Genomic DNA, 19115 nt, shown 5'->3' on the forward strand with positions numbered 1-19115 from the left:
TGAATTGGTTAGCGTTCCGGTGTGCCAGAGGACGAGATGAACCCCGCCCACCAGGGGCCAGAGAAGAAGCGCCGGCTCGGCCGTCGCGGCAAGCTGATCGTGTTGGCCGTCGTGGTTCTTGCGGTTGTCGCCGCCGTCGTCGTGCCGCTGGTGGTGGTCTTCGGCGAGAAGGAGCCCACCCGGTCCGAGAAGGTCCTGATCCCCGAGGGGTACCGCGCGAGCCAGGTGTACGAGGCCGTGGACAAGGCGCTCGTGGTCGACGACGGGACCACGAAGAAGGCCGCCTCGAAGGCGCGCCTCACCTTGCCGGGCGACGCGGACGGCAACCCTGAGGGCTACCTGTTCCCGGCCACGTATCCCGTGGACGAGAACACCACCCCGACGTCCCTCCTCTCCTACATGACCAACACCGCGAACCAGCGGCTGAAGGCCGACCATGTCACCAAGGGCGCGGACACCAACGGCGTCTCCGTCTACGAGACGGTGATCATCGCCAGCATCGTGCAGGCCGAGGCAGACACCCACGAGGACATGGGAAAGGTCGCCCGGGTCATCTACAACCGGCTCGACCAGGACATGCCGCTCCAGATGGACTCCACCATCAATTACGCCCTGAACCGCTCGACCCTCGACACCAGCCATGCCGACACCCGGACGGACAGCCCGTACAACACGTACGAGCACAAGGGCCTGCCGCCCACGCCCATCGGCAACCCGGGCGAGGACGCCGTCGGCGCGGCGATCGCCCCGCCCAAGGGTGACTGGCTGTACTTCGTGACGGTCGCGCCCGGGGACACCCGGTTCACCGACAGCTACGAGGAGCAGAAGCGGAACGTCGAGGAGTTCAACTCGCGTCAGGCGAGCGCGAAGGAGTAACGCGCGAGGTGGGGCGCGAACGCGGGGTGCTCGGAGAGGCGTCGCAGGTACGCGGAGAGCCGGGGATGGCCGGTCGTCCGGCGTGCGGTGTCGGGGTGCACGAGCGCAGACCACAACCGCACGTCGGCGAGGGTGAGTTGGCCGCCCAGTACGTACTCCCTGCCCGCGAGGCGCCGTTCGAGGACGTTCAGCGCGCGCAGCAGGGTGGCGAGCCCGGTGTCGTCGCCGCGCCGGGCGGACGCGGTGATGCCCCGCTCACAGAGCCGGCCCACCGCGTCGATCGCGTCCTCGGCGCCGCGCGGGAGGAGGTCGGGGCCGTAACTGCCGAAGTGCCGGGCGAGGTCGTGCAGGATGTCCCCGGGGTGGGTGCTGACGATCCGCCCGGTCCAGTCGTCACTGAGCACCGGTGCCAGGGCGGGGCCGGGGTACTGGTGCGACGTGGCCTCGTACAGGGAAGTCAGGTCCCGGTGCCCGCCGCCGGGTGCGTCGGGCACGGCGGTCAGCAGGGTCACCGGGAGGGTGTCGTCGAGGTCGAGCAGGCTGTGGGTGACGGAGATCTGCAGACAGTGCGGGCAGGCGGGTGACAGGTGGAGGCGGTAGCGGTGCGGGGCGGCGTAGTAGCCGCTGCGCGCGTCGCAGCCGATCCTGCTCCGGAAGGTGGGCACGGCGGACGGGGCCGGTGCGGACATGCGTCTCCCTCGGGGGTGCTCGATCACGGGCGTACGGGGCGCCGTACGGAAGTGTCAGGCGTGGGCGGCGAGTTGGTTGCCGCCGTGGGGAGAACTCGCCGCGCTGCAGACCCGTGCGAGGTCGATGTGACGGCGGGACGTGAGCCGGGGCAGCGCCCCGACGGCGGCGCGGACAGCCGGGCTGCCGGTGTCCCGCGCCGCACCGCCCATCATTTCCTACCGTTTCACTAGGATTCCCTTAGAGGAGTGTGTGGCCGTGGGGACTTCGCGTCAAGAGCGCTTCCACTCCTCGGCCAGCAGCTCGTAGGAGCGGACCCGGTCGGCGTGGTCGTGGGTGATGGTCGTGATGAGCAGCTCGTCGGCGCCGGTGGCCTCCTGGAGCTGGGCGAGGCGGTGGGCCACGGTGCTCGGCGAGCCGACGAACTGGGTGTCGAGTCGGTCCTGCACGAGCGCCCGGTCCGCGTCGCTCCACGCGTACTTGCGGGCTTCCTCCGGCGTCGGGAAGTCGATGGCGCCCTCGGCGTTGCGGATGCTGCGCACCCACAGGCCGTAGCCGGTGGCGAGTTCGCGGGCGGTCGCGTCGTCCTCGGCGACGACGGCGTCGGCGGAGACACTGACGTACGGCTTGTCGAGGGTGTCGGACGGCTTGAAGAACGACCGGTAGCCCTCCACCGCCTCAAGGACCGTGGCCGGGCTGACGTGGTAGTTCGCGGCGAACGGCAGTCCGCGCGCGCCCGCCACCTCGGCGCTCTCGCCGCCGCTGCTGCCCAGGATCCACACGTCGACATCGGCGCCCTCCCCCGGTACGACGTGTGCCTCGACGCCGTCCGGGGACATGTAGGCGCCGGCGAACAGGGCGAGGATGTCGTCGATCTGCTCGGCGTAGTCCTGGGCCTGTGCGCCCGGCTGCTGGAGCAGCTTGCGCTGCAACGCGACGCGGGGCGAGCCGAGGAGATGCTCGAAGGAGAAGCGGGGCGGGATGACGAGGCCGTTGGGGGCGGCGCCGTCGACGACGGGAGTCGCGGTCGGCCGCGGTGACGCGGGCTGCGCGGGCGGGCGGCCGCCCGAGCGGCCGAGCCCCAGGTCGATGCGTCCGGGGTGCAGGGCGTCGAGCAGCCCGAACTCCTCCACGGTGGACAGCGCGGTGCGGTGTCCGAGCTGTACGGCGCCGGAGCCGAGCCTGATGCTCTCGGTGGCGGACGCGGTCAGGGCGAGGACGACGGCGGGTGAGGTGCCGGCGACACCAGGGTTGAGGTGGTGTTCGGCGAACCAGTAGCGGGCGTAGCCGAGCCGCTCCGCGTGCTGGGCGAGGTCGATGGAGTTGCGCAGGGCGTCGCCCGCGGTCGAGCCGGACGGGACCGGGACCAGGTCGAGGACGGCGAGGGGGATGTCAGACACGGGAGAACTCCTCGGTGGTCGCGGGGACGTCGTCGGGGTGGGCGAGGCCGAGGTGGTCGCGCAGGGTCGTGCCCTCGTACTCCGTACGGAAGACGCCCTGTTCCTGGAGGAGTGGGACCACCTTGTCGGCGAACTCGTCCAGGCCGCCCGGGGTGAGGTGCGGGACGAGGATGAAGCCGTCGGCGGCGTCGGCCTGGACGTACTCGTTGATGGCCTTGGCGATGGTGGCCGGGGAGCCGACGAAGTTCTGCCGGTTGCCGGTGTGGATGACGAGGTCGCGGATGGACCACTTGTTGGCGGCGGCGAGTTCGCGCCACTCGCGGGCGGTGGCCAGCGGGTCCCGGTACATGCGGACCTGGGCGCGGCCCTCGGCGATGTGGGTGTCGCCGACGTCCGGGTCGATGTCGGGCAGCGGGCCCTCCGGGTCGTACGAGGACAGGTCCCGGTTCCAGACGAATTCCAGGTGCTTCAGGGCGGTGGCCCCGCTGACCTGGTGGCGGCGCACCTCGCGGGCGAGTTCCTCGGCGTCCGCGTCGGTGTCGGCGAGGGCGAAGGTGGCGGCGGGCAGGATGAGCAGCTGGTCGGCGCGGCGGCCGTGCTTGGCCGCGCCGGACTTCACGTCCGCGTAGAACTCCCGGCCCGCGTCGAGGGTGCCGTGCCGGCTGAAGATGGCGTCGGACTCGGCGGCGGCGAACTCGCGGCCCTCGTCGGAGTCACCGGCCTGGAAGACGACCGGGCGGCCCTGCGGGGAGCGCGGGACGTTGAACCGGCCGTGGATGTCGAAGTGTGCTCCGGTGTGCGCGAAGGAGCCGGCCTTCGCGTCGTGCAGGAAGGCTCCGGTGTCCTGGTCGGCGAGGATTTCGTCGTGGTGCCAGGAGTCGAAGAGTTCGTTGGCGGTGGCGAGGAACTCCCTTGCGCGTGAGTAGCGTTCGCGTTGCGGGAGGAAGCCGCCGCGGCGGAAGTTCTCGCCGGTGAAGGCGTCCCAGGAGGTGACGACGTTCCAGGCGGAGCGGCCGCCGGAGAGGTGGTCGAGGCTCGCGAACTGGCGGGCCACTTCGTAGGGCTCGTTGAAGGTGGAGTTGATGGTGCCGGTGAGTCCGATGCGTTCGGTGACGGCGGCGAGCGCGGCGAGGACGGTGAAGGTGTCGGGGCGGCCGACGACGTCCAAGTCGTAGATCTCGCCGCCCTGTTCACGCAGTCGCAGTCCCTCGGCGAGGAACAGGAAGTCGAACTTGGCGCGTTCGGCGGTCTGCGCGAAGTGGGCGAAGGAGCTGAACTCGATGTGGCTTCCGGCCCGCGGGTCGCTCCACACGGTGGTGTTGTTGACGCCGGGGAAATGGGCGGCCAGGTGGATCTGCTTCAGTGGCTTGGTCATGACTGTTCCCTCCGGCTCAGGCGGCGGCGTAGCGGTTGGCGGGGCGGTCGAGGCCGAGGAGCCCGCGCAAGGTGTCGGCCTCGTACGCGCGGCGGAAGACGCCACGGCGCTGGAGTTCGGGGACGAGGGCCTGGGTGATCGCCGGGAGGTCGTGTCCGACGACGGCGGGCCGCAGCCGGAATCCCGTGAGTCCGGCGCCCTGCAACTCCTGAAGGAGGTCGGCGAGTTGGGCGGGGGTGCCGGCGAAGATCCGGGCGTCGCTCTCGTACGGCGATCCGGCGAGCGCGTCGAGCCGGTCCCGGCGGGCCGTCGCGGCGGCGGGGTCGTCGTCGAGGAACACCATCAGGTCCCCGAAGACATGCAGGGGCTCCCCGGACCTCCCGGCCGCCTCCTGCTCGGCGCGGATCCGGCCCACGATGGCGCGGGCCTGCTCGGCGTCGTGCGGGGTGACGTAGCCGACGTCGGTGGCTCGGCCCACCAGGCGGTACGGGACGGTGTCATGGGCGAGGGCGGTGACGAGCGGCTGGCCCTGTGGCGGGCGGGGTGTGATGGAGGGGCCGCGGACGCTGAAGTGGCTGCCCTGGAAGTCGATGTAGTGCAGCTTGTCCCGGTCGATGAAGCGGCCCGTCGCGGCGTCCCGGATCTCGGCGCCGTCCTCCCAGCTGTCCCAGAGTCGTCGCACGACCTCGACGTAGTCGGCGGCCTCGTCGAAGAGTTCGGTCACCAACTCCCTTGCTTCCGGGCTGTCGTAGGCCTCGATGCGGTCGATGGTGCGGCGGCCGAAGTGGGCGGCCTCGTTCGGTCGGGCGGTGACCTGCACGCGGATTCCCGCGCGGCCCTCGCTGACGTAGTCGAGGGTGGCGATGGCCTTGGAGAGGTGGAACGGTTCGGTGTGCGTGACCACGGCGGTCGGGACGAGGCCGATGTGCCGGGTCAGCGGGGCGATGCGCGAGGCGATCAGTACGGCGTCGAGGCGGCCGCGGACCTGGTCGGTGCGCTCGTCCGGTTCGAGGAAGTGGGCGGACTGCGGGCCGAGCCCGTCCTCGATGGTGACGAAGTCGAGCAGGCCGCGCTCGGCCTCGGCGACGAGTTCCGCCCAGTAGGCGGCGGTGAACACATCGCGGGGGCGGGACACGTGCTCGCGCCAGGAGGCGGGGTGCCATCCGGTGCCGTCGAGGGCGACGGCGAGGTGCAGGGAGGGAGAGGGAGACACGGAGGTGCCTTTCTGGAACAGCCGACAGAGGGGCCTACGGGAGTGACTACTTGGCGGTCTTGGGCAGTCCGGGCGGGTTGATCCTCGACGTGGTCACGGCCTCGTCGGACAGCCCCCAGCGCTTCAGGACCTTCGCGTAGCTGCCGTCGTCGATGACATGGTCGAGCGCGTCGGCGAGCGGCTTCACGAGCCCGCTGTCCTTCTTGGTGGTGGCGGCGATGAGGCCCTGGAGTTCGGCGCCCGCACCGGAGTACGTGCCGATGACCTCGGTCTTCCCGGTGCTGGCCGCGTGGTACGCGGCGGTCGGGTTGGGGCCGAGGTAGATGTCGATGCGGCCGGACTGGAGGGCGAGATAGGTGTCGCTGTCGTTCTGGTAGTACTTGATGTCGACCGGCTTCCGGCCGGCCTTCACGTTCGCCTTGCTCCACTCGATGAGCAGCTTCTCCTGATTGGTGCCGCTGCCCACGGCGACCGTCTTCCCCGCCACGTCCTTCGGCCCGGCGACCTTCAGACCGCTGCCCTTCTTCGCCTCGAAGCCCAGGTTGTCCTTTCGGTAGGTGGCGAAGTCGTACTTCTCCTTGCGCTCCTCGGTGACGGTGATGTTGCTCAGGCCCACGTCGTACTTGCCGCTGTCGAGGCCGACGAAGATGTTCTCCCAGGAGGCCGTGGTGCGGTGCACCTTGAGACCGAGGACGTCGGCGACGAGGTGGGCGAGGTCGGGCTCGACGCCGATGACGGTCTTGTTGTCGGTGGCGTGGAAGCCGAGCGGCGCGGCGGAGCTGGAGGAGCCGATGACCTCCAGGGTGCCTCTCTTACGGATCTTCGCGGGCACCTCGTCGGCTATCGAGTCGACCTTGCCGGTGGTGACGCGGTGCCGCTCGGGGCTGATGTTGATCTTCGTCTTGGTCCCGGACTTGCCTGCCACCTCGGTCGTGCCGCCGTCGGAGGGGTTGCTGCAGGCGGCGAGGAGGAAGGAGGCGGCGACCGAGAGCGCGGCCGTGGTGGTGGTGCGGCGCCGGACGAGGCTGGTGGTCACGGTGGTGGTTCTCCTTGTGTGCGGAACGGCGGCGGGGTGGGTCACAGGACCTTGGAGAGGAAGGCGCGGGTGCGTTCGTGGCTCGGCGCGTCGAGGACGGCCGCGGGTGTCCCCTGCTCCACGACGACGCCGCCGTCCATGAACACCACGGTGTCGGCGACCTCGCGGGCGAAGCCGATCTCGTGGGTGACGACGATCATGGTGGTGCCGGTGCTCGCCAAGTCCTTGATGACATCGAGGACTTCACCCACCAGTTCCGGGTCGAGCGCGGAGGTGGGCTCGTCGAAGAGCAGCACCTTGGGTTCGAGGGCGAGCGCGCGGGCGATGGCGACGCGCTGCTGCTGGCCCCCGGAGAGCTGGCGCGGGTAGGAGTCGGCCCGGTCGCCGAGCCCCACGCGCTCAAGGAGAGCCCGTGCGGCGTCCTCCGCCGCCTTGCGCGGACGGCGCAGGGCGGAGACGGGGGCCTCGATCAGGTTGTCGAGCACGGTCAGGTGCGGGAAGAGGTTGAAGTCCTGGAAGACGAAGCCGATGTGGGTGCGCTGCTTCAGGACGTCCTTCTCCCGCAGCTCGTGCAGCTTGTTTCCGGCGCGGCGGTAGCCGATGAGTTCACCGTCGATGCTGATCCAGCCGCTGTTCACCTTCTCCAGGTGGTTGATGGTGCGCAGCAGCGTGGACTTCCCCGATCCTGACGGGCCGAGGATCACGGTGACCTCTCCGGCGTGCACGCGCAGGTCGACGCCGCGCAGCACCTCCAGCGCGCCGAAACTCTTGTGGACGGCCTGGATGTCCACCATGGGCTTGCTCATCGTCGGCCTCCCAGGGCTCGGACTCGGAGGGTTCGCACTCGCAGGGGCTTCGGGGCGGCGCCCCGGGCGTACCGGCGTTCCACGTAGTGCTGGGCGATGGAGAGGAGCGAGGTCAGGACCACGTACCAGGCGGTGGCGACGAGGAGCAGCGGGATCACCCGGCCGTTGCGGCCGTAGATGACCTGGGCCTGGTAGAAGAGCTCGCCGATGGACATCACGTACACCACAGAGGTGCCCTTGAGCAGGCCGATGACTTCGTTGCCCGCCGTGGGGAGGATGGCGCGCATGGCCTGCGGCAGTACGATCCGGCGCACCTGCCGCAGGCGGGGGATGCCGAGGGCGGCGGCGGCCTCCAGCTGGCCCCGGTCGACGGAGATGACACCACCGCGGACGATCTCCGCGGCGTACGCGGCCTGGTGCAGGGTGAGTCCGATGATGGCGGCGCCGATGGTGCCGATGAGGCTGTTGCTGTCGACGGACCAGAACACCGGGCCGAAGGGGATGCCGAGTCCCAACTCCTTGTAGAGCGCGCTGAGATTGAACCAGAAGACGAGCTGGACGATCATCGGGATGGACCGGAATATCCAGATGTACGTCCAGGCCACGGTCTGTAGCACCGGGCTCTGCGAGAGCCGCATGAAGGCCAGGACGGTACCGAGGAGAAAACCCAATACCGTCGCGTAGGCGGTGAGTTGGAGTGTCACCCAGACGGCCTGCACGATCGTCTCGGACAGGACGTAGTCGCGGAAGACGTTCCATTCCCAAACGGGGTTGGTCAGCAGGCCGTGTGCGAACTGGGCGACGATGACGAGCACGGCGGCGGCCGCCACCCAGCGGGCGTAGTGGCGGATGGGGACGACTGTGAGCGAGGCCGGGTCGTCCGGCTGCGCGGGGGGCGCTGCGCCGGGGAGGTGCTTCTCGAACGGCAGCGGGCCGATAGACTCGGGGTCGGCCTCGCTGTCGAAGAGCGGTGTGTATCCGGTGGCCAGGTAGAGGCCGCGGGCCTCGGGCTGGCGCGGGCCCGTGGTGAGGTAGACCCGGCGGTAGCCGTGCTCGCCCGCCTCGCGCTCCAGCTCGTCGACCACGCGGCGGGCGAGCCCGCGCCGCCGGTGGGCGGAGTGGGTCCAGATCCGCTTCAGTTCGGCGGTGTCGGCGTCGTAGCGGCGGAAGGCGCCGCCCGCGACGGGTTCACCGTTCTCCAGGATGAGGAGCAGCAGCCCGCCGCGGGCGGGCGTGAACTCCTCGTCGGGGTAGCGGGCGATCTCGGCGTGGGCGTCCTTGCCGTACCGGGTCGAGTACTCGTCGCCGAGCTCGCGCAGCAGGGGCTGGACCCGAGGGTCGGACACGGGGACATGAATGACCGTCAAGTCTTCTGATGGGGCCGGTGGTTGGGCCAGGGAGGTCATGCGCCCACCGCCGCCGGCGCCTCGGTCCCGCGGGCCGCGCGCTCGGCGTCGCGCTTGGCGACCTCCTCGCGCACGATCGGGATCACGTACCGGCCGAAGTCGATCGCGTCGTCCAGCAGGTCGTAGCCGCGCGCGGAGAGGACGTCGACGCCGAGGTCGTAATAGTCGAGGAGCGCCTGGGCCACGGTCTCCGGGGTGCCGACGAGGGCGTTGGAGTTGCCCGCGCCGCCGGTCGCGGCGGCGGTCGGGGTCCACAGGGCGCGGTCGTAGCGCTCCCCCGCCTCGGCGATGGCGATGAGCCGCTGGGAGCCGACGTTTTGAGGAGTTGCAGCCTGGGGCTCGGACTGTCCGTGGTGGCGCTTGCCGATGCGCTCGCCCCGCTCCTTGCGGGCCTTGATCGCGCCGACCGTGCGGTGCGCCTTCTCCCAGGCCAGTTCCTCGGTCGGCGCGATGATCGGGCGGAAGGCGACCTGGATGCGCGGGGTGTCGGTGCGTCCCGCGGCCTTCGCGGCGGCCTTCACCGTCTCGATCTGCTCGGCGGTCTTCGCCAGCGGCTCGCCCCACAGGCAGTAGATGTCGGCTTCCGCGCCCCCGGCCGCGTACGCGGCGGCCGATGAACCTCCGAACGAGACGCCGGGGCGCGGCTGTTGGACGGGGAAGACATCGCTGACGAAGTCGTGGAAGCGGTAGTGCTCGCCCTCGTGGTCGAAGGGTTCGTGGGTGGTCCAGATCTTCTTGACGAGCTGGATGTACTCGCGGGTGCGGCTGTAGCGCTCGTCCTTGGTGAGTGTGTCGCCCTCGCGGCCCTGTTCGTGGTCGTTGCCGCCAGTGATGAAGTGGACGGTGAGCCGGCCGTCGCTGATCTGGTCGAGGGTGGCGAAGGTCTTGGCGGCGAAGGTGGGGTACGAGACGTTGGGCCGGTGGGCGAGCAGGATCCGCAGGCGGTCGAGGTGGCTCGCGATGTAGGCGGCGGCCGGCGCCGGGTCCGGCGATCCGGAGCCGTACGCGAACAGCACCCGGTCCCAGTCGTGGTCCTCATGGGCGCGGGCGAGACGGAGTGTGTACTCCTTGTCGAAGGCGGCGCCGGAGCGGGGAGTGGTTTCGGAGCCGTCGTTGGTGGCGGCGATGCCGAGGAATTCCACGGGCATGGGGTGGGCCTTTCGGAGGCGGCGAGATCCGCCCGCGGGCATGCCGGAACAGCCTTGCGCGCAGGCGGAGTTGACGACGCGTCACAGGGACGGGTCGTTACGGGCGTGACGACGCGGGGCGTCGTGGGATGCGGGGTAGTGGCAGCGCGCGGGAAGCGTCAGATCTCGGGCCGGGCGGGTCGCGGAAGGAACCGCCGGGGAAGTCACCAAGGCAGCCGAAGCAACCGAAGTCACCGAGAGGAAAAAGGGCCGGTCAGAGGGCCCGCTGCCGCTTTAGGCGCAACACGCCGCGGAGCACACCCGACCGAAGTCGATGTAGTCACGCGAGACCAAGCGCAGGGCAGTCATGGACCAATTGAGCCGTCCATGGGGCCGTTTCGTCAAGCCGCGCTCGAATGCCGGACGGCATTCGAGCGCGGCTTGTGGGCGGTCGTCGGCCCGCTCAGGCGGAGCCGGCGGCCTCCTGCCGCTGGGCACGACGGCCCTCGACGCCGCTCAGCAGCCGGCCGCGCTGCTCCGTGTCCGTCGCCGCGGCCGCCGCGGCGAGGGCGAGCGCCGACGCCCCGTCGGCCACCGCGCGGTCCGCGCCGGGCGTGGTGCCGTGCGCCGCGAACTCGACGGTGTGCTGGCTCGCGCCCGCGGTGTCGTAGCCGATGGTGGGGTGGATCGCGGGAAGGAGGCGGGACACGTTGCCCATGTCGGTGGAGGCGGTGGTGGCGCCGTGCCGGGGCAGCGGGGTGCGGCCGAGGGAGCGGGCGGCGGCCACGTAGGCCTCGGTCAGGAACGGGTCCTGGCGCAGATCCGCGAAGTCCCGTCCGTGCGGGACGAGTTCGAGGTGGGCTCCGGTCGCGAGGGCGCCCGCCTCGAAGCAGGCGCGGACCCGGCGTTGGACCGCCGTGAGCTGTTCGACGGTGGGAGCCCGTACCTCGTAGCGGGCGGCGGCGGTGTCGGGGATGACGTTCGGCGCCCGGCCCCCGTCGGTGACGATGCCGTGGACCAGGGAGCCCGGTGGCAGTTGCTGGCGCAGTACGCCGATCGCGGTCTGGGCGACGGTCAGCGCGTCGAGCGCGTTCACGCCCTCCCACGGTGCGAGGGCGGCGTGTGCCGGCCGGCCCCGGTAGGTGATGTCCCAGGCGCCGATCGCGAGGGAGGAGGCCCCGACGGTGTCCTCCGGTGCGGCGTGCGCCATCAGTGCCGCGGCCACGTCGTCGAAGACGCCTGCCTCGATGAGCAGCACCTTGCCGCCGATGTCCTCCTCGGCCGGCGTGCCGATGAGCCGTACGGTGACGCCGATCCGGTCCGCGACGGCGGCGAGGCCGAGCGCCGCGCCGACCGCCGCCGCGCCGTTCACGTTGTGCCCGCAGGCGTGGCCGACGCCGGGCAGCGCGTCGTACTCGGCGCAGAAGGCGAGCACCAGCTCGCCGCTGCCGTAGGTCGCGTCGAGCGCGGTGGGCAGCGAGTCGAGGGGGCGGGTGACCGTGAAACCGGCGGCGTCGAGCAGCTCCGCGATCTTCGTGGCCGAGCGGTGTTCCTCAAGGGCGGTCTCGGGTTCGGCGTGCAGGCTGTGGCTGAGCACGATGAGCTGCTCGCGCCAGGCCTGGACCGCCCGGGTCACCTCGTCGCGCAGGGCATCCGATGACATCACGCGAGGGCCTCCTTCGCGGTGGTGTGTGCGGCGGGATCGGCCGTGGTCCCGCCCGCGTACAGCAGCGCGAGGGCCCCGCCGATGAGCGCGACCGCGGCGCAGGCGCCCCAGCTCCACAGGTAGCCGGTGAGCGCGATGTGGCCGCCGAGTCGGTGTGCGGAGAAGAGGCCGCCGATCACGGCGGCGCCGATCGCCGAGCCCAGCGACAGCGCGAGTTCGTTGATTCCCACGGCCAGCGCGGTCTGCCGCTCGGGCACGATCTCCGCCGACAGGGTCCGCGTGATCGACTCGAAGACACCGGTGGCCAGGCCGACGACCAGCGCCGACGCGACGTACTGCGGGAGTGTGGCGTGGAAGAGGATCATGCCGAGGAAGCCGAGCGCGATGAGGGCTCCGCCGGTGACCAGGACGGCGCGGTCGCCGATGCGGCGGGCCAGGCGCGGTGTGGCCGTGGAGCCGGCGAAGCCGCACACCACCATGGCCAGGGACACCGTCGCGATGGACTGCGGGCCGAGCCCCATTCCGTAGCCGACGGCGGCCGGTTCGGCCCCGAGGAACAGGGCGTTGGCGCCGAGGAACCCGATCGTGCCGAAGGCGGCGCAGAAGGTGTGCGCGCTGACCGCCGCGAGCCGCCTGTCCCGGAGCATGCGGACACTGACCAAGGGTTGCGCCGCGCGGCGCTCCACGGTCACCCAGGCGAAGAACACCACCACCGCGAGGGCGCCCGTGCCCAGGGAGCGCGCCGAGGTCCACCCCCACGTACCGCCCTGCGCGAGCACCAGGACCAGCGCGACGAGGCCGATGGTCAGCAGCGCCGCGGCGCCGTAGTGGAACCGGCCGCCGAACTCGCCTTCGCTGTCCGGCAGTACCAGGCCCGCGGCCAGGGCGAGCACCGCCACCGGCACCGCCGCCCAGAGCCCGGCCTCGGCGTGCCGCTCGCTGAGGACACCCGCCACGAGGCCGCCCACACCGACGGCGATGAGCAGGGCGCCGACCAGGAGTGACATCCCGGTGCGGCCGCGTTCGGGGGCGCGGGAGCGCAGAATTCCGGCGAGCAGCGGGAAGAACCCGACGACCGCGCCTTGCAGGACCATCCCGACGGCGAGTGTCACCACGGTCGGCCACACCGCCATCAGCAGCGAGCCGGCGGCGACCATCGTGAGCGTCACCCGCAGCAGCCGACGGTGACCGTACAGATCGCCGAGGCGCGAGAGCAGTGGTGTGAGCACGGCGAACGCGCACTGCGACAGCAGATAGAGATTGTTCTGGGCCACTCCGTCGATGCCGAGCCGCTGGCCCAACTCCGGGAGCAGCGGGGTGAGATAGCCCTGTACGACGCCGCTGAACACGACGACGACCGCCATCGCGCCGAGCATGCCGCGGCCTGTGCCCACCGCCGATCCACCTGTGCCCATGTCTGCGCCCACCGGGGACGTCCCTTCTGGCCGGAATCGAATGCGGTGGCTACTGTGCTGGCTGCGGTCGTGGCGGTCCGCGGATTCGTCGGAAACGAGCAATGAGTGGATGCCATATGCGAGAAACGGTCACGGTGAGCGAGCTGGACCTCGCACTCGTCAACGCTCTCCAGCTGCGCCCTCGCGCCTCCTGGACCGAACTCGCGCCGCCGCTGGGCGTCACCGCGAGCACCCTCGCCCGCCGCTGGGAGCGGCTGACCGAAAAGGGACTCGCCTGGGTGTACGCGGCGCCGGGACGGGAGTTCTCCCGCACGCGGTGCACGGCGTTCGTCCTGGTGCGCTGCCGGCCCGGCACCCGCGCACGTCTCGCTCAAGAGCTGTGCGAGCGGGCCGAGGCGGTGACCATCGAACTCACGGGACCCGGCAGTGCCGACCTGCTCATCGACGTCCTCGCCCCGGACCTGCCCGCGCTCACCCGGTTCGTGACGACACACCTCGAACCGCTGCCCGGTGTCATCGCCGTCGACTGCCTCTTCGCCACGTCCCTCTACGTGGAGGGCAGCCGCTGGCGGCTCCGTTCCCTGGACCCGGCGCAGCTCAGCGCGCTGGGCCGGGCGGGTGCGCGCTCGTCCGAGCCCGCGGCCGCGACGGTCGAACTCGACGCGGTGGACCGGGGGTTGCTCGACGCCCTGGTCGGCGAAGGGCGCCTCGGTCTCGCGGAGCTCGCCGCACACACCGGCACCAGTCCCGCCACCGTCCGCCGCCGCCTGCACCGGCTCACCTACTCGGGGGTCCTCACCTTCCGCTGCGACATGGCGGACGCGCTCGCGGGACGCCCGCTCCCGGTGTCACTGCTCGGCAGTGTCCCGGCCCGTGACATCGCCGCCGTCCACCGCGCGTTCGCCGCGCTGCCGGAGTGCCGCCTCGTCGCAGCGGTCACCGGCCGGACGAACATCTTCGCCACCTTGTGGGTCCGCGACCTCGGCGACATCCAACGCCGCGAGACCGCCCTGTGCGCTCGCCTGCCGACGCTGGAGGTCACCGACCGCATCGTCGGCCTGCACACGGTCAAGCGCATGGGCCATCTGCTGGCCGAGGACGGCAGCCGTGTCGGGGTGCGCCCGATCCGGCCCTGGTGAACCGGGTCCCGATCGGGAGCGTAGGGGATCTTGACCGGCAGGCGGTGACTGCTTAGCTTCGGTCAGTGATCCGATTCGATCATCTTGTGGCCAACTCCCCCGGCCGCAAACCTTTTTGTAGGGAGACATCGAATGTGTGAGTCCTGCTGTCCCACGCCGCGCACGCCGCGTATGAGCCGCGCGCAGTTCCTCCAGCTGGCCGGCGCCGGGGCCGCCGCGGTGGCCGTGTCCGGCGCGTTCACCGGGACCGCCGCCGCCGCTTCCCGGCCTGCGAAGGACGCAAGGCCGGGTCCTCTGCTCGTCGACAACGTGCGCGGCTACACGCTCTCGCGCGGCAAGCTGCGCAGATTCTCCCGGATGCTGCTCACCCCCGAGGGGCGTGTCGCCGCGCTCGACATCGGCGCGGCCCCCAAGGGCATACGCCGCCTCGACGGCCGGGGCCGTGTGCTGCTGCCCGGACTGCACGACGCGCACGGGCACTTGTGGGGGCTGGGCGCCCTCGCCGTCGAGCTGAACCTCGTCGGGACCCGTTCCCTGAAGGAGGCGATGGACCGGCTCGCCGCGTACGACACCGCGCACCCCGACGACGCGTGGATCCTCGGCCGCGGCTGGAACGAGGTCGTGTGGGGGCTCGGCCGGCTGCCCAACGCCGCCGATGTCGACGCGGTCGTCGATGACCGGCCGGTGTGGCTCGGGCGGGTGGACGGGCATGCCGGTGTCGCCAACTCGGCGGCGCTGAAGGCCGTCGGCATCACCGCGGACACCCCGGACCCCGACGGCGGCCGCATCGTGCGCGACGGCGCGGGCAACCCGACCGGAGTCCTCATCGACGCCGCGCAGTCGCTGGTGGAGGACAAGCTGCCCGAGCCCACCCTGGAGGATGTGCGGGCCCGTGCGCTCGCCGCGCAGAAGCAGCTCGGCAGCGTCGGCATGACGTCCGTGTCGGAGGCCGGAACGGACGCGAGCGGCGTCGTCGTGCTGCGTCAACTCGCCGACGAGGGCGCACTGACGATCCGCGTGAACGCCTTCCTGTCCTACAAGGCGTTCACCGACATCGGCGCGGACGCCCGCACCGACTCCTACGCCGATGACATGGTCCGCATCCGCACCGTCAAGCAGTACATCGACGGCGCGCTCGGCAGCCACGGCGCCGCGCTCCTGGAGCCGTACGCCGACGATCCGGACACCAGCGGGCTGCTCCAGGTGGAGCCGGAGGAGTTGCGGCGCCGCGTCGAGCAAGTGGTGCGCGGCGGCTACCAGTCGGCGGTGCACGCCATCGGCGACCGCGGCAACCGCGTCGTCCTGGACGCGTACGAGCAGACGTTCCGGCGCGTGGGTGACGCCGGGATGCGGCACCGTATCGAGCACGTACAGGTGCTCTCGCCCGAGGACATCCCGCGGCTGCGCAAGCTCGGGATCATCGCGTCGATGCAGCCGGTGCACGCCACCGACGACATGAACATGGCCGAGGACCGGATCGGGTCCGAGCGCATCAAGGGCGCGTACGCCTGGCGCACGTTGATGGACCAGGGCACACACCTGCCGTCCGGTTCGGACTTCCCCGTGTCGTTCGAGAACCCCTTCGACGGGCTGCACGCCGCCGTCACCCGCACCGACCGGGACGGGAAGCCGGGCGGGGGCTGGCACCCGGAGCAGGCGATGACGCCGGTGGAGGCGCTGCGCTCGTTCACGCTCGAACCCGCGCACGCCGCGCACCAGGAACACGTCCTCGGCACGCTGGAGCCGGGCAAGTGGGGCGACTTCATCCTCACCGACACCGACCCGTTCGACCTGCCGTCCGGCCGGGCGGTGTGGCAGACGAAGGTGCTCCAGACGTGGGTCGCGGGGAAGCGGGTCGGCGAGTACGGCGAGCTGTGACGCGCGGGCGGGCGGGGCGTCACGGTCGTGCGAACGCCCGCCGAGCGTGCTCAAGCAGCTCGCGCAGCGCCGGGTTGTGCGCCCGCTTCCAGACCAGGGCGAGCAGTGCCGGTGTGTCGACGTCATCGATGGTGCGGGCGGTGAGCCTGTCCCGGTAGCTCGCGGCCATCGACTCGCTCAGGACGGCGACGCCGAGGCCGCGGTCGGCCAGCGCCGCGATGGAGTCCGCGGCGCTGGCCTGCAGCGCGATCGTGGGGTGCAGCCCCTGCGCGGCGCAGGCCCGGTCGAAGACCGTGCGCAGGCCGGTGCCGGGCGGCATGCAGACGATCGGGTGGGCCATCAGGTCACTGAGCTCGACGCGCCGCCGTGTCGCCAACGGGTGCCCGGCCGGGACCGCCACGACGAGCCGCTCGTCGACGATGGTCAGGGCGTCGAGGCCGTCGGGGGTGGCGTGCGCGGCACCGATGAGCGCCAGGTCGATGTCTCCCGAACGCACCCCGTCGACGAGCCGGTCGGAGCCGTCCTCAAGCAGTGAGAGCTCGACGCCCGGGTGTACGTCGTGGAACGCGGCGAGGGCGTCGAACAGCGGGGTGACGGTGCAGCCGATGACCATGCCGACGGTGAGCCGCCCCCTGATCAGTTCGGACACCTCGGCCACCGCCCGGCCGATCGTCCCGGCCGCGGCGAGGGTGGCGCGGGCGTGTTCGAGCGCGGCCTTGCCCGCGACGGTGAGCGTGACCGTGCGGGACGTGCGGTCGAACAGCTCCGCGCCGAGCTCACGCTCCAGCTGCCGGATCTGCGCGCTGACGCCGGACTGGCTGATGTGCACCCGCTCGGCGGCGCGCGTGAAGTTCTGCTCCTCGGCGACCGCGACGAAGTATGCGAGCTGCCTCAGGTCCATGACACCTCCTTCCATGAGCCCTGATTCTAGTTTCTAGCGAAACCATCTGTTGGACTTCTGCCCGGCGGACGGCGACGCTGGAATCACGACAGCGACCCAGGAGGAACCCATGCCGGAGCCCGAGTACGAGAAGGCCATGCGCCCCGAGGACATCACCCGCCTGTTCGTCGAGCGCTCCAACGCGGGCGACGCGGCGGGCGTCGCCGCGCTCTACGAAGAGGACGCCGTGATGGCCTACCCGCCCGGCCAGGAGACGGTGGGGCGGGAGGCGATCCGCGAGCTGTGGGAGAAGGTGCTGGCGAACCGCCCCCGCTTCGAACCGGAACAGCCGCTGCCGACGCTCGTCAGCGGTGACATCGCCCTGACGTCGACGCCACCGAAGGACGGCACCGGGGCCCGCGCCCAGGTCGTCCGCCGCCAGCCGGACGGCAGTTGGCTGCGCTTCCTCGACCAGCCCGAGTTCGCGCGGCCCGCGGGCTGACCGGACCGTCGGCCGCCTACACCGACAGCAGCGGTGACAACCGCGCCACCGGCGGCAGCTCGCCGCGCTCCGGGGACGCCGAGAAGGCCTGGATCACGAAGGCGGCGAAGCGACGGGAAGCCGCGACGCGGGCGGCCTTCGAATCGGCCTGGATGCCTCTGTTGGCCATGAGCATCAGGATCAGGTCGTCCAGGACAAAGTCCGGGCGCAGGTGTCCTGCGTCCTTGGCGCGGCGGGCGATCTCGGCGATGGCCCGCAGCGCGTACGCACGGTTCTCGGCGAAGTCCAGGGCCTCGGGGAAGGCCGACATGAACGCCTCGGTGAAGCCGCGGTCACCGGCGTGCATCTCACAGGTCTCCTCGATCACGTGGCAGAACCCGTGCCATGGATCCGGGTCGGCGAGCCCTTCGTCCACGAGCCTGCGGCACACCCGCATCTCCTCCGCGAAGGCCTCCGTGACGAGATCCTGCTTGGTCGGGAAGCGGCGGTAGAGGGTGGCGGGGCCGACTCCTGCGCGGCGGGCGATCTCCCGCATCGGTGCGTTCAGGCCGTCGGAGGCGAACACGGCGCGGGCCGCGTCGAGGACGCGCTCGCGGTTGTCGAAGGCGTCGGAGCGCAGTGTCTGAGGCAAACGTTCGGTCACCTCTCTCACTTTACTCAAACGGACGGGGGCGTCCGTTAACGTCCGGAAGCCTCACCCCCGAGACATCCGAGGAGTCACCGTGAAGGCCATCGCGATCCAGGAATTCGGACGCCCCGAGGGCATGGCGGTCGTCGACCTCCCTGCCCCGGCCCCCGCCGCCGGGCAGGTACTGATCGCCACCGAGGCGATCGGCGTCGGCGGGGTCGACGCCCTGATCCGCAGCGGCGCGCTCGCCGCGTACGGCTTGTTCCAGGAGGGCCATGTGCCCGGCAGCGAGGTGGCGGGCACCGTGACCGCGGTCGGCGCCGGCGTGGACGCCTCGTGGGTCGGCCGGCGCGTATGGGCGTTCACCGGCACGGGCGGTGGCTACGTCGAGCAGGCCGCCGCCCCTGCGGACGCGGTCCTCCCCCTGCCCGCGGACGTGTCCGCCGCCGACGCGGTGACGCTCGGCACCTCCGGCGTGGTCGCACACTTCGCCCTGCGCCACGCCCACTTCGCCCCCGGCGAGTCCGTGCTGGTGCGCGGCGCGGCCGGCAGTCTCGGGATCCCGACGGTGCAGCTCGCGGCACGCGGCGGAGCGAACGCGGTGGCGGTCACGACATCGTCGGCCGAGCGCGGCGAACGCCTGCGCGAGCTGGGCGCGACCCACGTACTGGACCGCGCCGGCGCCTCCACCGACGACGGCGCCCCCGAGGGCTACGACGTCATCATCGACATCATCGCCGGCCCCGACATGCCCACGTTCCTCGACCGGCTCAACCCGGGCGGCCGCCTGGTGGCGATCGGCATGGTCGCGGGCCCGCCGCCCGCGGATCTCGCCGCACACATGACGGCGGCGTTCCGGAAGTCGATGTCGTTCGCCACCTTCAGCGCCGACATCGTGCCCGAGGCCGACCAACGCGCCGTTCGCACCGCGCTGTTCGCGGGAGAGGTCGCCCTGGACCCGGTGGTGCACGCGGTGCTTCCCCTGGACGAGGCCGTGCGGGCGCACCAGTTGATGGACTCCGGTGAGGCCTTCGGCCGGATCGTACTCGTGCCGTAGGGCTGTGGGGATGTGGGGATGTGG

Annotated in this window: 17 protein-coding genes and 1 pseudogene; 5 read left to right on the forward strand and 13 right to left on the reverse strand. The window is 71.4% G+C overall.

Features of this window, described 5'->3' with window-relative positions:
• Nucleotides 1-36 precede the first annotated feature (36 nt).
• On the forward strand, nucleotides 37-876 hold the full coding sequence (gene mltG / locus ACFYWS_RS02275; RefSeq protein WP_389269457.1) for an endolytic transglycosylase MltG: 840 nt from the start codon (nucleotides 37-39) through the stop codon (nucleotides 874-876).
• Here mltG and ACFYWS_RS02280 read toward each other — a convergent pair.
• From ACFYWS_RS02280 to ACFYWS_RS02330, 11 genes and pseudogenes are all read right to left on the reverse strand, one after another.
• On the reverse strand, nucleotides 855-1565 hold the full coding sequence (locus tag ACFYWS_RS02280; RefSeq protein ID WP_389268576.1) for a glutathione S-transferase C-terminal domain-containing protein: 711 nt from the start codon (nucleotides 1563-1565) through the stop codon (nucleotides 855-857). The two genes, mltG and ACFYWS_RS02280, sit on opposite strands and share 22 nt — an antisense overlap.
• Nucleotides 1566-1835: 270 nt before the next feature.
• Nucleotides 1836-2963: an LLM class flavin-dependent oxidoreductase gene (locus tag ACFYWS_RS02285; RefSeq protein WP_389268578.1), complete on the reverse strand. Its 1128-nt coding sequence runs from the start codon at nucleotides 2961-2963 to the stop codon at nucleotides 1836-1838.
• The gene (locus ACFYWS_RS02290) at nucleotides 2956-4338 is read right to left on the reverse strand and encodes an NtaA/DmoA family FMN-dependent monooxygenase (RefSeq protein WP_389268580.1); all 1383 of its coding nucleotides are present in this window, start codon (nucleotides 4336-4338) and stop codon (nucleotides 2956-2958) included. Before ACFYWS_RS02290 ends, ACFYWS_RS02285 begins: the two co-directional genes overlap by 8 nt.
• A gap of 16 nt (nucleotides 4339-4354) precedes the next feature.
• Nucleotides 4355-5551, reverse strand: coding sequence for an LLM class flavin-dependent oxidoreductase (locus tag ACFYWS_RS02295; RefSeq protein WP_389268582.1), 1197 nt, complete (start codon nucleotides 5549-5551; stop codon nucleotides 4355-4357).
• Between the two features lie 46 nt (nucleotides 5552-5597).
• Nucleotides 5598-6587, reverse strand: a complete 990-nt coding sequence (locus tag ACFYWS_RS02300; RefSeq protein ID WP_389268584.1) for an ABC transporter substrate-binding protein — start codon at nucleotides 6585-6587, stop codon at nucleotides 5598-5600.
• Between the two features lie 41 nt (nucleotides 6588-6628).
• Entirely contained in the window at nucleotides 6629-7393 is a 765-nt protein-coding gene (locus tag ACFYWS_RS02305; protein ID WP_389268586.1) for an amino acid ABC transporter ATP-binding protein, read from the reverse strand.
• Nucleotides 7390-8322, reverse strand: a complete 933-nt coding sequence (locus ACFYWS_RS02310) for an amino acid ABC transporter permease (protein ID WP_389269459.1) — start codon at nucleotides 8320-8322, stop codon at nucleotides 7390-7392. The genes ACFYWS_RS02305 and ACFYWS_RS02310 overlap by 4 nt, the downstream gene beginning before the upstream one ends.
• Nucleotides 8323-8349: 27 nt before the next feature.
• A pseudogene (locus ACFYWS_RS02315) lies at nucleotides 8350-8799 on the reverse strand (GNAT family N-acetyltransferase); the annotation flags it as partial.
• Nucleotides 8796-9947 (reverse strand): LLM class flavin-dependent oxidoreductase, encoded by a 1152-nt coding sequence (locus ACFYWS_RS02320; RefSeq protein WP_389268588.1) that lies wholly within the window; start codon nucleotides 9945-9947, stop codon nucleotides 8796-8798. The gene ACFYWS_RS02320 and the pseudogene ACFYWS_RS02315, both read right to left, overlap by 4 nt.
• A gap of 442 nt (nucleotides 9948-10389) precedes the next feature.
• Nucleotides 10390-11589 carry an amidohydrolase gene (locus ACFYWS_RS02325; protein ID WP_389268590.1) on the reverse strand — a complete coding sequence of 400 codons (1200 nt, stop codon included), beginning with the start codon at nucleotides 11587-11589 and terminating at the stop codon, nucleotides 10390-10392.
• Nucleotides 11589-12986, reverse strand: coding sequence for an MFS transporter (locus ACFYWS_RS02330; RefSeq protein ID WP_389268592.1), 1398 nt, complete (start codon nucleotides 12984-12986; stop codon nucleotides 11589-11591). The genes ACFYWS_RS02325 and ACFYWS_RS02330 overlap by 1 nt, the downstream gene beginning before the upstream one ends.
• A gap of 137 nt (nucleotides 12987-13123) precedes the next feature.
• Between ACFYWS_RS02330 and ACFYWS_RS02335 the strand changes: the two genes are divergently transcribed.
• Together ACFYWS_RS02335 and ACFYWS_RS02340 are read left to right on the forward strand one after the other, a co-directional pair.
• Nucleotides 13124-14146, forward strand: a complete 1023-nt coding sequence (locus ACFYWS_RS02335; RefSeq protein WP_389268594.1) for an Lrp/AsnC family transcriptional regulator — start codon at nucleotides 13124-13126, stop codon at nucleotides 14144-14146.
• 171 nt (nucleotides 14147-14317) lie between these two features.
• Nucleotides 14318-16024: an amidohydrolase gene (locus ACFYWS_RS02340; RefSeq protein WP_389268596.1), complete on the forward strand. Its 1707-nt coding sequence runs from the start codon at nucleotides 14318-14320 to the stop codon at nucleotides 16022-16024.
• 19 nt (nucleotides 16025-16043) lie between these two features.
• On the opposite strand, the gene ACFYWS_RS02345 is transcribed toward ACFYWS_RS02340, so the two are convergent.
• Nucleotides 16044-16925 (reverse strand): LysR family transcriptional regulator, encoded by an 882-nt coding sequence (locus ACFYWS_RS02345; protein WP_389268598.1) that lies wholly within the window; start codon nucleotides 16923-16925, stop codon nucleotides 16044-16046.
• 109 nt (nucleotides 16926-17034) lie between these two features.
• On the opposite strand from ACFYWS_RS02345, the gene ACFYWS_RS02350 reads away from it, so the two are divergent.
• Complete coding sequence (locus ACFYWS_RS02350) at nucleotides 17035-17406, forward strand: YybH family protein (RefSeq protein WP_389268600.1); 372 nt, start codon at nucleotides 17035-17037, stop codon at nucleotides 17404-17406.
• Nucleotides 17407-17422: 16 nt separating this feature from the next.
• Here ACFYWS_RS02350 and ACFYWS_RS02355 read toward each other — a convergent pair whose 3' ends face one another.
• Nucleotides 17423-18049, reverse strand: a complete 627-nt coding sequence (locus ACFYWS_RS02355; RefSeq protein ID WP_389268602.1) for a TetR/AcrR family transcriptional regulator — start codon at nucleotides 18047-18049, stop codon at nucleotides 17423-17425.
• 79 nt (nucleotides 18050-18128) lie between these two features.
• Here ACFYWS_RS02355 and ACFYWS_RS02360 point away from each other — a divergent pair, with 79 nt between their 5' ends.
• Nucleotides 18129-19091 (forward strand): zinc-dependent alcohol dehydrogenase family protein, encoded by a 963-nt coding sequence (locus ACFYWS_RS02360; RefSeq protein ID WP_389268604.1) that lies wholly within the window; start codon nucleotides 18129-18131, stop codon nucleotides 19089-19091.
• Nucleotides 19092-19115: the final 24 nt, after the last annotated feature.

Origin of the sequence: Streptomyces sp. NPDC002795, assembly GCF_042888725.1 — a bacterium.
Lineage (GTDB): Bacteria > Actinomycetota > Actinomycetes > Streptomycetales > Streptomycetaceae > Streptomyces.